General features: G+C 33.6%; 11 protein-coding genes. 6 read left to right on the top strand and 5 right to left on the bottom strand.

Features of this window, described 5'->3' with window-relative positions; all coding sequences use genetic code 11:
• The first annotated feature begins 101 nt into the window (after positions 1-101).
• Positions 102-890, top strand: coding sequence for a type I methionyl aminopeptidase (gene map / locus A9G42_RS06920; RefSeq protein WP_065653040.1), 789 nt, complete (start codon positions 102-104; stop codon positions 888-890).
• A gap of 44 nt (positions 891-934) precedes the next feature.
• Here the strand turns inward: map and A9G42_RS14130 are convergent, their stop codons facing one another.
• From A9G42_RS14130 to A9G42_RS06910, 3 genes are read right to left on the bottom strand one after another with little or no spacing between them, the layout of a single operon-like run.
• Positions 935-1,129, bottom strand: a complete 195-nt coding sequence (locus A9G42_RS14130; protein WP_075538717.1) for a hypothetical protein — start codon at positions 1,127-1,129, stop codon at positions 935-937.
• Between the two features lie 12 nt (positions 1,130-1,141).
• The gene (locus tag A9G42_RS06915) at positions 1,142-2,011 is read right to left on the bottom strand and encodes a co-chaperone YbbN (protein ID WP_065588765.1); all 870 of its coding nucleotides are present in this window, start codon (positions 2,009-2,011) and stop codon (positions 1,142-1,144) included.
• 27 nt (positions 2,012-2,038) lie between these two features.
• A complete protein-coding gene (locus A9G42_RS06910) occupies positions 2,039-2,830 on the bottom strand; it encodes an SDR family oxidoreductase (protein WP_065588766.1) in 792 nt (263 codons plus the stop codon).
• A 77-nt stretch (positions 2,831-2,907) separates the two neighbouring features.
• Here A9G42_RS06910 and mtnN point away from each other — a divergent pair, with 77 nt between their 5' ends.
• Together mtnN and A9G42_RS06900 are read left to right on the top strand one after the other, a co-directional pair.
• Positions 2,908-3,600: a 5'-methylthioadenosine/S-adenosylhomocysteine nucleosidase gene (gene mtnN / locus A9G42_RS06905; protein ID WP_065566977.1), complete on the top strand. Its 693-nt coding sequence runs from the start codon at positions 2,908-2,910 to the stop codon at positions 3,598-3,600.
• A complete protein-coding gene (locus A9G42_RS06900) occupies positions 3,597-4,223 on the top strand; it encodes a TRIC cation channel family protein (protein WP_065653039.1) in 627 nt (208 codons plus the stop codon). Before mtnN ends, A9G42_RS06900 begins: the two co-directional genes overlap by 4 nt.
• Positions 4,224-4,255: 32 nt before the next feature.
• On the opposite strand, the gene rnd is transcribed toward A9G42_RS06900, so the two are convergent.
• Both rnd and A9G42_RS06890 read right to left on the bottom strand, forming a co-directional pair.
• Positions 4,256-5,338, bottom strand: coding sequence for a ribonuclease D (gene rnd / locus A9G42_RS06895; protein WP_065588768.1), 1,083 nt, complete (start codon positions 5,336-5,338; stop codon positions 4,256-4,258).
• Between the two features lie 24 nt (positions 5,339-5,362).
• The gene (locus A9G42_RS06890; protein WP_065653038.1) at positions 5,363-6,517 is read right to left on the bottom strand and encodes a metallophosphoesterase; all 1,155 of its coding nucleotides are present in this window, start codon (positions 6,515-6,517) and stop codon (positions 5,363-5,365) included.
• Between the two features lie 72 nt (positions 6,518-6,589).
• On the opposite strand from A9G42_RS06890, the gene cmoA reads away from it, so the two are divergent.
• The 3 genes from cmoA (at position 6,590) to A9G42_RS06875 (ending at position 14,925) form a co-directional block, all read left to right on the top strand.
• The gene (cmoA, locus tag A9G42_RS06885) at positions 6,590-7,321 is read left to right on the top strand and encodes a carboxy-S-adenosyl-L-methionine synthase CmoA (protein WP_065653037.1); all 732 of its coding nucleotides are present in this window, start codon (positions 6,590-6,592) and stop codon (positions 7,319-7,321) included.
• Positions 7,322-7,357: 36 nt separating this feature from the next.
• Positions 7,358-8,326, top strand: coding sequence for a tRNA 5-methoxyuridine(34)/uridine 5-oxyacetic acid(34) synthase CmoB (gene cmoB, locus A9G42_RS06880; RefSeq protein WP_065653036.1), 969 nt, complete (start codon positions 7,358-7,360; stop codon positions 8,324-8,326).
• A gap of 623 nt (positions 8,327-8,949) precedes the next feature.
• Positions 8,950-14,925 carry an alpha-2-macroglobulin family protein gene (locus A9G42_RS06875; protein ID WP_065653035.1) on the top strand — a complete coding sequence of 1,992 codons (5,976 nt, stop codon included), beginning with the start codon at positions 8,950-8,952 and terminating at the stop codon, positions 14,923-14,925.
• The last annotated feature ends 423 nt before the right edge of the window (positions 14,926-15,348 follow it).

The raw sequence follows: 15,348 nt of genomic DNA, 5'->3' as shown, positions 1-15,348 counted from the left end.
ACAAAAATATTAAGTAAAATACCCATTTAATCCACTAGTATGATTTGACGAAATAGCGGTGTATGATAGGATATTGTCATTACTATTACAGGAAGAATTTAATGTCTATTAAGTTAAAAACCCCCGCAGAAATCGAAAAAATGCGCATAGCTGGTAAGCTGGCGGCTGAAGTTTTAGAAATGATTGAAGCCTATGTAAAACCAGGCATTAGTACAGGTGAATTAGATAAAATTTGTTACGATTATATTATCAACGTACAAAAAGCCATACCAGCTAATATTGGTTACCATGGTTATCAACACACGAGTTGTATTTCAATTAATGATGTTGTTTGTCATGGCATCCCGAGTTTTGATAAAAAGCTGAAAGATGGTGATATTTTAAATATCGATGTGACTGTTATCAAAGATGGTTTTCATGGTGATACCTCTAGAATGTATATTGCAGGAAAGCCAACAATTGCAGGTGAAAAGCTATGCCAAGTTACACAAGAAAGTCTCTACGAAGCAATTAAAATCATAAAACCAGGTATTCGTTTAAAAGAACTTGGTAAGACGATACAAAAGTATGTAGATAAGTTCGGTTTCTCATCGGTACGTGAATATTGTGGCCATGGTATTGGTGAAGTCTATCATGACGAACCACAAGTTTTGCATTATGATGCAGATGATGGCGGTGTCATTTTAAAACCAGGTATGACCTTTACGATTGAACCTATGGTAAATACTGGTGACTGGCGCACTCGAACCATGAAAGATGGTTGGACTGTCAAAACGAAAGATCATGGTCTTTCTGCGCAATATGAACATACCATTTTAGTGACAGACAACGGTGTTGAAGTGTTGACGCTACGTAGCAACGAAGATTTTCCTCGTATTATTGAACACTAAGTAAAAAAAGATTCAACAATATGTTATTGTTGAATCTCCCCATTTTATAAATCTCTATCTATAATATTTATATTAGCGTTTTTTTGCGCTAACTTTTTATTTAACTCATCTATTTTACTTCTATGTATATCTTTTTTCAGAGATTTAATATAAGCAGCACAGGAAATTGCAGTCCCCTGATTTGTACTTAACAACATTATCAGCAATCTCTTAAAAATTCGTTCTAATTTAAATTTCATAGCGCTTAGTTTTTAATACAATAATGTGTATAACTTGCGTCGATAACCGCTTGCTAGTGGATTACTTGTACCTAGTGCTGCAAGTAAATCAAGTAACGCTTTTTTTAACTGTCCGTCACCAGCATTAAGATCTTTAGTTAATGGGTTAAAAAGCAATTCAAGTGCTTCCTCATGGCGACCTACCGACATTAATTGCGAAGCTAATTGAATCATAAGTTCAGTATTGCCTGGTTGCTTGGCTAGTTGATTTTGTAACTGCTGAAGCTCTGGCGAATTAGCCGCTTGTTCAAGTAATTCGATCTCTGCTTGCAAACTATGATAATCAGCACCTTGATCTTGCAAAGGAATGGTTGCAAGTACTTCTTTTGCTTCGCTCAATTGTTTTAATTGTATATACGCTTTTATCAACAGTAATGCAATATCAGTTCTTGGCTTACCTAGATGGTCAGTTAACGATTTCCACGTCTCTTTTAATAAAGGCAAAGCTTCTTGATATTTTTCTTCATTAAATAGATTGTGTGCTTCAACTAACTTAAGTTCATCCTCATTCGGCAGCACTTTTTTTAGAAAATCGTTGATTGTTTCCTCAGGTTGTGGTCCCTGAAATCCATCAACAGGTTGCCCATTTTGAAATAAGTAAACGGTTGGGATCGCTCGTAATCCAAATTGAGCTGCGAGCATTTGTTGCTCATCACAGTTAACACTCGCTAAAATAAATTGCCCATGATGTTGATTAGCTAATTTAGTTAATATTTGAGTCATCGCCTCATAATTTGGACTTCTTGCTGACCAAAAATAAAACAACACGGGAGATTGAGATGATCGTTCAATCACCTCTTGAATATTTTGCTCATTAACATCAAAAATAAATTGATTTTGCATATTATGTCCTAGGGATATGATCGGTTATTACTTGTTGTTTAGAATTTTATCCATTAATCTATCAGGAAGCAAACGTTTAGCAATAGCTGCTATCTTAGTTATTTTTGTTACCCTGTAACGGATTTTTGGCTTAGCGTGCTCTAACGCATGATATAAATAAGGTAAAATGGCTTCAGGTGGTAAAGTGAACCGTTTAGCTATAGGCGGATTTTTTACAATTTTTTCCTTTTCAACCTGATTAACATTATTCGAAAAGTAAGTTTTTAATGGTCCTGGCTCAATTAAACTAACCTTGATATTGGTCTTAGCCAATTCCAGCCTTAATACATCAGACCACGCTTCTAATGCATATTTACTCGCTGAATAAGCTCCTCGCCCAGGCGTTGCAACTATTCCAACAATAGAACTTGTTTGAATAATACGCCCTTCATTTTGTGCCAGCATGGCAGGAAGTAATAATTGCGTCAACTGATGTACACCAAAAAAATTCGTAGAGAATTGAGATTCCAACTGTTCACGGCTGATCGTGTTTAATCGTCCATAAACACCAAAACCGGCATTATTAAATAACGCATATAATTTACCTTCTGTTAAGGCTATAACCGTTTGGGCAGCTTGTTTAACTGATTCTGGATTATCAAGATCAAGCAACACTGTTTCAAACCCTTGCTCGATAAGTTTTTGCTGATCTGATAATTTTCGACACGACGCTATAACACGATAACCGCGTTTTTTTAATGCAATTGCCGAAATAAGCCCTATTCCACTTGAGCACCCTGTGATAAAAATTGTTCGCAATTTCAGCTCCGATTGATTCATATATTGTCAAATTTATCTTCTCAAATTATGATAGCATATCTAAATTAAAGTTACCCAAACAAAGCCCAGAGGATCGTATGAAAATCGCCATTATTGCAGCCATGGAAGAAGAAGTCGCCATTTTAAAAAGTAAAATCACCAATTATCATGTTGAACACTATTTAGGTTGTGATTTTCACTGTGGGCAAATTGCGGGCTGTGACATTGTGTTACTGCAATCAGGTATTGGTAAAGTCGCTGCAGCATCAGGAACAACATTATTATTAAACAATTATAAAGTTGATGCCGTTATCAATACAGGGTCGGCTGGCGGGCTATCTTCTAGCCTCAATATTGGTGATATCATTGTTTCAAAAGATGTTTTTTACCATGATGTTGATTTAACCGCTTTTGGCTACAAACCAGGGCAAATGTCTGGTTGCCCTGTGGCATTTGCCGCAGAGCCTAAATACCAATCATTAGCTAAAAATTGTATCGAAAAACACGGCGTTAATGCAATTGAAGGCTCTATTGGTAGTGGCGATGCATTTATCAATGGTAAAAGCAATTTGGCAAGAATAAAACAAACTTTCCCTCATGCCATTGCTGTTGAAATGGAAGCAGCTGCCATTGGGCATGTTTGTTGGCTATTTAAAGTGCCATTTGTCGTTGTTCGAGCTATTTCAGATAATGGAGATAGTGAATCTGCTGTTGATTTTCAAGCCTTTTTAAAATTAGCCGCAAAACAATCGTCGTTGATAGTTGAAGCAATGCTAAGTGAGCTTGCGTGAATTATCTTTTCTGGTTTGACATATTAGGGACTATTGTATTTGCTATTTCTGGCGTATTATTAGCAGCCAAAAAAGAAATGGATCCCATTGGCGCTTTAGTTTTAGCTGTCATCACCGCCATTTGTGGTGGCACCATTCGCGATATAGTTTTAAATCATGGACCAATCTTTTGGATCTCTGATTCGACTGATTTGTATGTTGCTATCGTTACCTCGTTAGTGACAATGCTTTTATTACGTTATTCACCTTCAATCACGATACCTAAATGGTTATTTTTTGTATTAGATGCTATCGGGCTTGCAGTATTTGTAGGCATTGGTGTGAATAAAGCCATTGACTCTAATGTAAACAGCTTAGTAGCCGTGTGTATGGGAGTAATGACGGGTGTTGGTGGCGGTATTCTTAGAGATGTGCTAGCTCGAGATATTCCAATGGTATTTAAAACCGACATTTATGCTACGGCTTGCTTAATTGGCGGTGCAACTCATGTTATCGCCTATAATGCACTCAAACTCCCATTGGAATATTCAACATTGATTGGTATTATTACCACGCTTATTATTCGATTATTGGCTATTTATCGTAAACTCACTTTACCTATTATTGGATTAAAAAATACTTAAACCTCAAAATTAAACCTACACGCAACCAATCATTAAGAGCAATATGGTTTAAATAAAGATTTACGCCAGCCTGTTAATAATTCTGGCTCATTGCCCTTTTTATCTACTTTCCATTTTACATACTGATTAATTAAGCGCCGTGAAAGCAATAAATCCTCACTAAGCTTTGTTTTTAAAGAAATAGCCTGTGCTGCTTGTTTTAGTTCTTCGGTAATTTTTTTATAATCAGGGTAACTATTCACTCGGCAGATAGTTGAAATGTCGGGTGTAGGGGCAGCTAAAATATCTAAAATTGCTTGCCCATATAACCGAATTTCCTTCCCCTTTACACCTAACTTGTCAAGTTCAGCTAATGAAGTGGGCAAGTAACGAGCTATTTTCCATAATACTTCTTCACGAATCACAAAATTTAAAGCAATATCTTGCTCTTTGGCCAGCTTGTATCGCCAACTCGCTAATTTATACAATTGCCCTAAACTTTTACCTTTCAGTTGCCAACTATTTTTAATGTTTAAATAAGCATCGTTTGGATCTATTATTTCACATTTCCGATCTACTGTCATTTGGCACTCTTGATAAGCTGCTTGTAAATAATGATTAGTAGTTAATTTTTCCTTTAAAATGTTGATTAATGGAAAAAGATATAATACATCGTTAATAGCATAGTTACACTGCTTTTCAGTTAAGGGTCGTTTTAACCAATCTGTTCGAGTTTCACTCTTATCAAGCTCAACTTCTAAATATTTTTTTACCAAGCTAGCATAACCACTACTTAAAGGATTATCTAAAAAAGAAGCTAATATTTGGCTATCGATAATTGGAGTTGGCACAATACCAAAATGATGAAGAAAAACTTCGATATCCTCACTGCACGAATGAAAATATTTTTCAATTTTAGGATCATTTAACATCACTAAAAAAGGTTGCCAATTAGTAATATTAATAGGATCAATTAACGCAGCACATTTACCATCAAACACTTGTAATAGTCCTAAGTGAGGATAAAAAGTTCGAGTCCGAACAAATTCAGTATCTAAAGCAATTGCTGAGCTATTTTCAATTTTTGAACAATAATCAGCTAACTGATCATTAGTTACAATAAGTTGATAAGACAAAATCAAACTCCTATTAAAATATGTTTATTCTTTGTGTATGCTTTTTTCAAATTCTATATCAATTACTACAATCTCAGAACGTGTCATTAGCCGAATTGGTGGTCCCCAAAAACCATACCCGCTACTGACAATACTAGTAAAATGATGATCTTGATTTTGGTACAAACCATAAGTATTTTTATACATTAATTTTTCAACGAGATTGATCGGAAATATTTGTCCTGCATGGGTATGGCCAGAAATCATCAAATCAACACCTAATTCTGCTGGTTCATTAAGATCTTTGGGTTGATGATCGAGTAAAATAATTGGTGTATTGGTATCAGTAAACATAATCAAATCGGACAATGATGCCCGTTTCACATCATAGAGAAATGAAGAAAAATCATCTCGGCCAACTATCGTGATACCTAAATCATCAAAAGAAATAATATCATCCTTTAAGACTTTCATACCTGCTTGCCTAAAAGCGCTAATAATATCTTCTTCTCGGTTATTTACTTCATTTGTCGCTAAATACTCATGATTACCGAATATGACATAAGTACCATATTTAGCTTTTAATTGTCGAAATTGCAGATCAAAATCATTTTGGATAAAAGGTTTTAAGCGTTTATCCAATGTATCTCCAGTAATAACAATAAAATCAGCATTAAGCTTATTGACATCATCAACCATTTGTTGAACAAATTGGTGTGTAGTTAACTCATTAATATGAATATCAGAAAGCTGTACAATACGTAAATGCTCGGTATTAGCTGGTTTATTTATCTTAACCTGATAATAAACAATCTTGGGGTTAATTGCCATTTCATGACCAAAGCAAAATAATAATACTACTATAACGATATATGCAATTTTAAGCCATAGATTAGGTTTTACTTGTTTTTTACTTAGCCAACGTACAGTATCAAAAATAAGCAATACAAAAAAGCAACAAATTATTAAGCCAGTAATAGTATTACAAAACAAAGGTAACCAATAAGTTGAAATACCATTCACTATTTTTAAAAAAATGAGCGATAGTCCCGCTATAAAAACAACAATCCAATAAATAAACCGACAACAACCTGTGACATAAAAATCAAACCAAAACAGCCATCGTTTTCCCAGATAGATGGTTGCTAAAACACTAACCACAAATACTATAAAAATAGTAATAAAATTGACAAACCCCATAATTATCCGAGCAGTTGAATATAAAAAAATGCTATAATAGCAAAATTAATTTCTATAGTACCAATTAGTTTTATGAATATTAAAAAAGACCAATTGTTCTCAACACCGATTGATAAACTAGGCGATTGGACGTTTGATGATAAAGTTGCCGAAGTTTTTCCTGATATGGTGCAACGCTCTGTTCCTGGTTATTCTAATATCATATCAATGATCGGTATGTTAGCTGAACGATTTGTACAACCCAATTCAACAATTTATGATTTGGGTTGCTCATTAGGTGCTGCTACATTATCTATTCGTCGTCATATTACTCAAGAAAATTGCCAGATTATCGCAGTCGATAACTGCCAACCTATGGTTGAACGCTGTAAAAGGCATATTGAGTCTTATAAATCCAATACACCTGTGGATATAATATGCGATGATATTTGCAACATCAATATGCAAAATGCATCAATGGTGGTGCTGAATTTCACTTTACAGTTTTTAACCCCAAAAAAACGCCAACATGTTTTGAATAATATCTATAACGCACTGAAACCTAATGGCATTTTAGTGCTCTCGGAAAAATTTAGCTTTAGCGATACAACAGTCGATGAATTGTTATTTAATATGCATCATGATTTTAAACGTGCTAATGGCTATAGTGAACTTGAAATCAGTCAAAAACGTAATATGTTAGAAAACGTCATGCTAACAGATACAATCCAAACGCATAAACAGCGACTATCTGAAGCAGGTTTTAGACATATTGATACATGGTTTCAATGTTTTAATTTTGGATCTATTATTGCTATAAAATAGCCAATTAATTTCAGCGCAATTGATAAGGATGAAAAAATGATTGATTTTGGTGATTTTTACCAAATTATTGCAAAAAATAAACTTAGCCACTGGCTAGAAGTGTTGCCAGCTCAGCTCGCAAATTGGCAAAGACAAAATAACGATAACCGCTTCAATCAATGGCTAAATAGTATTAAACACTTACCATCTAAAACCCCTTTTCAAATTGATTTACTACATAGTGTAACTGTCAATAGTGAATACCCTATATCTTCAGGCGAGCAACAACGAATTACCCAACTACTGAAAACCATGATGCCATGGCGTAAAGGCCCTTTTCACTTATATGGTATCGATATTGATACTGAATGGCGTTCTGATTGGAAATGGGAGCGCCTAATTAATCATATCGATAGCCTAGAAGGAAAAATTGTTTTAGATGTAGGTTGCAATAGTGGTTATCATTTATGGCGAATGATTGGTGCAGGGGCAGAACTAGCTGTTGGAATTGATCCAATGGCACTTTATCTATGCCAATTTGAAGCTATTCGCAAACTTTTGGGTAACGATCAAAGAGCGCATTTATTGCCTTTAGGCATTGAGCAACTCCCTAAACTTAATGCTTTTGATACGGTATTTTCAATGGGGGTGTTATACCATCGTAGGTCTCCACTTGATCATTTATTCCAATTAAAAGATCAGCTAGTTGAAGGAGGTCAGTTAATTCTGGAAACTTTAATCATCGATGGAGATGAACATCAAGCATTAATGCCAGGTGATCGCTATGCACAAATGCGTAATGTCTACTTTATTCCATCGGTTCCAACCATGATTAATTGGCTCAATAAATGTGGTTTTTCGGATATAAAAGTGATCGACATTTCACAAACTAGCTTAGATGAACAACGCAAAACTGAATGGATGGAATCGGATTCGCTTGCTGATTTTTTAGATCCTGATGATCCAACCAAAACCATTGAAGGATACCCTGCGCCAATGCGGGCTGTTTTTATCGCTAAAAAATAAGACAAATCAGTATATAGGTAGCCACAGCTGTAATATAACATTACAGTTAAATGTGTAAAAATAACCTAAAACAAGAGTGGCTAGCTTATTACATTTTGATGAAGAATATACAGTTATCCAATGCAAAACACTTTGTAAAATCCTCTAACATATTATTAAATTAAAAGCATATTATTAAATTAAAAGAAAGTTGGTTAGCAACCGACCAGCTTGATGATAGCAATATGTTATCTTATTACCTAAGATAAGATTATCATATTTTAAATGTATGACTTACTTACGAGCATATCTAATGTCTATAATCATCTAACTCAATTATTGTTCTATTAAAATTCCTCTGATCACTTATTCATTTAAATTAGCTTAAAATTTCAGTTTAAATGGTTTGTAAAAACAAAAAGTTAACTAATGTTCGCTGGATATTTATATTCAACTCAAACAATTAGGTATATTACAAGTAGATTTTTTATCCATATAATTATACTATACAAAGATTTTCTGGAAATTATCACTCATTATAAAAAATAAGCTGTCAGAAAATTTATAAAAGCTTTCAGAAAAATAAATGTTTAAACATAATAAATTAATTTCAAAAATTACATATTAAAAATAGGGAATAAACAATGGGATTGCTTAAATTAATCTTGCAGCTACCTTTTTATATTTTGCAAAAAATTGAGGAAATAATTAGCTATTTTATCATTTTTTTATTGGTTTTAATAAAAGGTATTTTTTGGTTATTTAGCCCAATTATTGGCGATATAAAATGGTCAACACCTAGCTGGTTACCTAATGCAAAAGCATTTTATAATAGAATTGGTTCAGCATTAAATAAAATAAAAACCTTAATTGGTGCAAGTATTATTTTTGGTTTCATTGCTTATTTTTCTGGTAATTATACTTATCATTGGTATTTAAACCGTCCTAAACCAATTGAGCCAGCTTCTATTGTTGTTAGTACCTATTATCCTAAATTGAGTGCTCCGACTACAAATCAAGACAGTTTATCGATTAAATTTATTACTGACTCACTTCGTTCTCCTGTTCCGCTAGAATCACTTAATAAAGAAGAAATAACTGAAGGTATTTCTATTTCGCCAAATATTGAGGGACGATGGAAATGGCAGAACGATTCAACCTTAATTTTTATACCCCAAAATACAACATGGCCACTTGGCATTAAATATACCGTTGAATTAGATCAGGAAAAACTATTAGCTGAAAATAGTAAGCTTGAAGAGAGTCATATAACTTTTTATTCACCTAACTTTAGCTATAGATTTAAAAATCATGGTGAACTTTATTCAGATCCTACACAACTTAATATTAGAAATGTTGTTAATACAATCAAATTTAGCCATCCTGTCGATAGAGAAAGTTTTGAAAAAAACATCATTTTATCGCTTTATGAATATGAAAATGATATCTTTTTAAAAAATATCAATTTTACTGTTACCTATGGAAATAATGACAAAATTGCCTATGTAAAAAGTGCACCTATTCCTTTGCTCGATAAGGAGGGTTATTTAAAAATAACAATTAATAAAGGTGTGACTTCAACGTTAGAAGGAAATCCAATAAATTCTGATATAACTAGCACAATAAATATCCCCGATAAATATCATTTAAGCGTTACCAAAACTGAGCTTACCTTAGTTGAAAAAAGTAATGAAAAAATACAACAAGTATTAATTTTATCATTAAGCCATGCGGTTAAATCAGAGGATGTATCGAAAGTCATTAAAGTCTGGAAATTACCTGAAAATCAAGGGCGCTCATATAAGGAACGATATTACAACGACAATTCTTACCGTTATGAAACAAAATTCAATGTAACACCAGAAATACTCAAAAAAGCCATTCCTTTATCAATAAAGCCAATTGACACTGAACTTACTTATCAAAACCAAATTAGTTTTGAATTTAAAACAGAACAAAATTCTGAGTTATATATTGAAGTTAATCAACCTTTATCGTCTCAAGATGGTTACTTTCTAAAAGAACAGTATCACCAAGTATTAACCGTGCCTAACTACCCAACCTACCTTGATTTTGCGGCAAAAGGATCGCTGTTATCCCTATCAGGTGAGAAGAAACTACCTATCGTTTCGCGCAACGTAGAAAATATGAAGCTAGAAATAGATCGCGTTATACCATCGCAACTTCAACATTTGGTGGCATTTAATACAAACTATGAATTTACAGATATGGATTTTGGAGAGCTTAATAATGATCATTTTGTGGAAAAATACACAGTGACTGAAAATTTTAAAGGTGCTCCAGAAGAAGTTAAATACACAAATGTCGACTTAACTCGTTACTTAACAGCCGACACAAATGGCAATAAAAATCGTGGTGTTTTCTTATTAAGGCTTTATGGAAAAGATAAAAAGGACGCTAAATATGAGTTTATGGCTTCTCGCTTTATTGTTGTTACCGATTTAGGTATTATAGCCAAAAAGTCGCTCGATCAATCTAATGATCTCTTTATTCAATCAATAAGCTCTGGCAAACCAATTAATGGTGCGAAAGTTTCTGTACTTGGAATGAATGGAGTCACAATTACGTCTAAAATGACTGATAGCGATGGACATGTCCGTTTTGCTCCATTGTCTGAATATTATCGAGGTATCAAACCACTTTTATACGTTGTTGAAAAAGGTCGTGACCTATCATTTTTACCAATTAAAAGTTATGAAAGGAATTTAAATCTATCTCGTTTTGATATCGGCGGTATTCGTGAAACTATCGAAGGAGGAGAATTACGAGCTCATATCTTTTCAGATCGAGGAGTTTATCGCCCTGGTGACACACTTCATATCGGTACTATCGTAAGGGCACAAAAATGGACTAATTCATTGGCGGGAGTTTCTGTAGAAGCGGAAATTTACGATCCAAAATCCAATTTAGTACTAAAAAAACCAATTGTACTGGACAAATCAGGATTTAATGAACTTAGCTATAAAACCAGTTATGAATCGCCTACTGGTAATTGGTATATTAATTTATACTTAAAAAATGACAATGACGGGGATGATGAAGATTCTCGTATACTATTAGGTTCTAGCTCCATTGTCATTCGTGAGTTTGAGCCAGATAAAACAACCGTATCGCTTAAGTTGTTACCAGAAATAAAAGATGGTTGGTTAAAACCTGAAAATATCCAAGCTGAAATTAAAGCCAAAAATCTAATTGGTACAGATGCAGCTAATCGTCGAGTAACAAATACATTAATTCTAGAACCATCTTCTCCTTATTTTAAAAAATATGAAGATTACTATTTTTATCAAAATATTTCTAGCCAGAGGACTAGTTTTAAAGTTGAGTTAGATGAAGAAAAAACAGACGAAAATGGCCTAGTCAAAATTAACCTCAATGATAATATGGAAAGCTTTGAGGGTAACTATACACTAAGAATGTTAACGGATGTCTTTGAACCAGAAAGTGGCCGCAGCGTTGCTGCTACTGCAAGTGCTTTTATATCTGCGAGTGATTATTTAGTCGGAGCCAAAGCTGACGGTAATTTAAGATACATTAACAAAGATTCTGTTCGCCATATTGATTTTATCGCAATTAATCCAGCTTTAGATAAAATAGAACTAGCAGACTTAAAACTGGTTTTACTTGAAGAAACTTATTTATCGATTTTAGTCAAACAAGCTTCTGGTCTTTATAAATATGAGTCCCGTCGTAAAGAATCAGTCATCTCAGAACAATCATTTAAGATCAATCAAGATAAAACCCGTTATCAATTAGATAGCAAAAATCCAGGCAATTATATTATTCAAATCAAAGATAAAGAGGATAATTTACTTTACCAAGGAAAATATGCAATTGTTGGTACAGCTAATGTTACTCGCAATTTAGATCGTAATGCCGAACTAGCGCTAAAAATTAAAGAAGCTGAATATAAGCCAGGTGATGAAATAGAAGTGTCAATCACTGCACCATATGTAGGCAGCGGTATTATTACTATTGAGCGTGACAAAGTTTACACTTGGAAGTGGTTCCATACTGACACAACAAGCTCGGTACAAAAAATAAAACTCCCTAAAAATATTGGTGGTAACGGGTATATTAATGTCCAATTTATTCGTGACCCAAATTCAGATGAAATTTTTATGAGTCCACTTAGTTACGGCGTTATACCATTTAAAATTTCAAATGAACAATTTAACGATAAAATCGTTTTACAAGCACCCTCACTTATAAAAACAGGAGAAACACTGCCAATTACTTTACATACTAATACGCCTCAAAAAGCGGTTATCTTTGCTATAGATGAAGGCATTTTACAGGTTGCAAATTATAAACTTAAAGATCCATTAAACAGCTTCTTACGCAAGAAAGCATTATCGGTAAGTACATCGCAAATATTAGATCTTATATTGCCAGAATTTCGTCATTTAATAACGGCTTCCGCTCCTGGAGGTGATGGAGATAATGATGATGTATTATCAAATCATTTAAATCCGTTTAAACGAAAAATAGATGAGCCTGTTGCCTATTGGTCAGGTATTATTGACATAGATGGTGATAAAACGGTTGAATATAAAGTGCCGGATTATTTTAATGGTAAAATTCGTATCATGGCTGTATCGGTTGGCGATAAAACAATGGGGCATAACCAAATGTCAACAACTGTACATAATGATATTGTTTTACAACCTAACGCCCCATATTTTGCTGCACCAAATGATGAATTTGAAGTTACACTTAATGTAACTAATTTGATAGAAAAAATCGGCGACAAAGTCATTCCAATCAATGTTAAGGTTTCAACATCACCAAATTTATCAATTAATGGAGATAACCAAAAAACAATTGAGCTGGCTAATGGTAAAGATGGTGTTTTGAAATTTAACTTTAAAGCAACCGATAATTTAGGAAATGCAGATCTTCATTTTTCAGCTAATTACAATGATATTACAATTAATCGTGATGTTAGTCTTTCAATAAGGCCGTTAACTGAGTATAGGTTAATTACTAAAATGGGAAGAATGGCAAGTAAGAATGAAGTCTTTAGCGGTTTTAGAGATATGTATGGCAACTTAAGTAGACGTGAAGCTGCTGCTTCTTATTCACCATTTATACTAAGCAAAGGTTTAAGCACCTATTTACAAGATTACCCACACTACTGCTCTGAACAAATTGTCAGTAGAGCAACGCCTATTTTGATAGCTGGCAAATATCGCGATTTTGATTTGATTTCGAAACAGGGGCTAACACCTTTATCAGAATTATTTCAAGTACTTCAATCTCGCCAAAATAGTGAGGGAGCAATTGGCTTGTGGTACTCAACGAATAATGTTGATCCATTTATTACATTATATGCAGTAAACTTTATGCTTGAAGCTAAAGAAATGGGATATAAAGTTCCAGAAAAAATGCTAAACAATGCAAATAAATATTTACAGAAAATTGCTAACTCTAGTTACTATGACAATTATGGCTTTAAAATTCGATCTCATGCAATCTATCTATTAACACGCCAAAATCAAGTAACTACAAGTTATTTAGCATCTATAATTGCAGATCTAAATAGAAATTCAAATACGCAATGGAAAAAAGATATCATAGCAATGTATTTAGCCTCATCATATAAAATGCTAAAAATGGATAAAGAAGCCAATAAATTACTTAAACCAATTTGGCAACAACTAGAAACAGCATACGATCATGCTTGGTGGACAAACAAATATTATGACCCACTAGTTGTTGATGCAGGAAGGATCTATTTAATTAGCAAACATTTTCCTGAAAAGGCAAAAATGATTCCAGCTCAAGCACTTGAAAATATGGTTATCATGCTTAACAAACAAAAATACACAACTCAATCCGCTGCAATGACTATCCTTGCTTTGAGTAGTTATTCGTCAAGTATTGATAAATCTAATTTATCTAATGATGCTATCCAAATTAGTGCAATACCTAAAGAAGGAGAAAAACAAAAAATCATTGCGAATTTAAATGGAATTCTAGCCAAAGGTAAATTTGATGCTCAAGATACTAAAATCAATGTAACAAATAAATCAGATTTACCTGCTTGGTACATGCTTTCAGAGCAAGGTTATGACACAACACCGCCTAAAGAACCAATTAAACGCGGTCTTGAAATCTATCGTGAATTCACAGACCTTGAGGGCAAATCCGTTGAACAAGTTAAGCTGGGCGATAAAATCAACGTGACGATTCAACTCCGTGCGGTATCAGATGATGGAATAACGAATATAGCAATTGTTGATTTGCTACCTGGCGGCTTTGAAGTTGTACAACAACCTATATCTAATCAGGAAGATGCCAGTGAGGAATATGAAGAATATGAGGAATATGACAACCATGAATACAGTGGTTATAACTGGGTTTCACCAATTGCTACAAAAACTGGTACTTGGTATCCTGAATATACCGATGTACGTGAAGATCGTGTTATTATTTATGGAGAAACTTATAATAGTAAAATACAAAAATTCACTTATCAAATCAAAGCAACTAATGTGGGCACTTATAGTATTCCACCTGCATTCGGTGAAGCAATGTATGATCGTGATATTCAAGCTGTATCCAAAGGTGGGCAGAAAATAACTATCATCCCGTAGCAATATTTTACAACTACTTATCCATTTTCCAAACGGGCTTAAGCCCGTTTTTTCAATATATATTGAATATATAAAAAAAGCTATGTTTCAAAACATAGCTTTTTATGCCTAACTAAACTTTATATTAATAAAACTAAATAACGATATCGTTAATACACTTAATCAGCAACAAAAGAATTGATTTTTCTAGTTTCATCAAATGCTTGTTCAAACGCTCTTGTCGCCCCATGATAACTTAGAAGTGGATCTTTTTATCTTGAACATTCTTTCATTATATTATGTTTTGTTTGGAAAGTTTTACTAGATGTTAACTGTTTATATAATGAGTCTAAATCTTTACCTATTAAAGTAAAAAATTTATTCCAATCATTTAACTGATTTTCTAAAAATACTCGACCTTTCTCACAAACAATCGTATCTAAC

The organism is Gilliamella sp. Nev6-6, from assembly GCF_001690605.1.
Lineage (GTDB): Bacteria > Pseudomonadota > Gammaproteobacteria > Enterobacterales > Orbaceae > Gilliamella > Gilliamella apicola_C.
Note: the sequence above shows the minus strand (reverse complement) of the source record. Positions and strands in the feature narration are given on the sequence as shown.

Bases quoted from the DNA above. Each gene is read 5' to 3' on its own strand.
- mtnN (WP_065566977.1), top strand. From the start codon at position 2,908: ATGAAAATCGCCATTATTGCAGCCATGGAAGAAGAAGTCGCCATTTTA.
- map (WP_065653040.1), top strand. From the start codon at position 102: ATGTCTATTAAGTTAAAAACCCCCGCAGAAATCGAAAAAATGCGCATA.
- A9G42_RS06910 (WP_065588766.1), bottom strand. From the start codon at position 2,830: ATGAATCAATCGGAGCTGAAATTGCGAACAATTTTTATCACAGGGTGC.
- A9G42_RS14130 (WP_075538717.1), bottom strand. From the start codon at position 1,129: ATGAAATTTAAATTAGAACGAATTTTTAAGAGATTGCTGATAATGTTG.
- A9G42_RS06890 (WP_065653038.1), bottom strand. From the start codon at position 6,517: ATGGGGTTTGTCAATTTTATTACTATTTTTATAGTATTTGTGGTTAGT.
- A9G42_RS06875 (WP_065653035.1), top strand. From the start codon at position 8,950: ATGGGATTGCTTAAATTAATCTTGCAGCTACCTTTTTATATTTTGCAA.
- A9G42_RS06915 (WP_065588765.1), bottom strand. From the start codon at position 2,011: ATGCAAAATCAATTTATTTTTGATGTTAATGAGCAAAATATTCAAGAG.
- cmoB (WP_065653036.1), top strand. From the start codon at position 7,358: ATGATTGATTTTGGTGATTTTTACCAAATTATTGCAAAAAATAAACTT.
- cmoA (WP_065653037.1), top strand. From the start codon at position 6,590: ATGAATATTAAAAAAGACCAATTGTTCTCAACACCGATTGATAAACTA.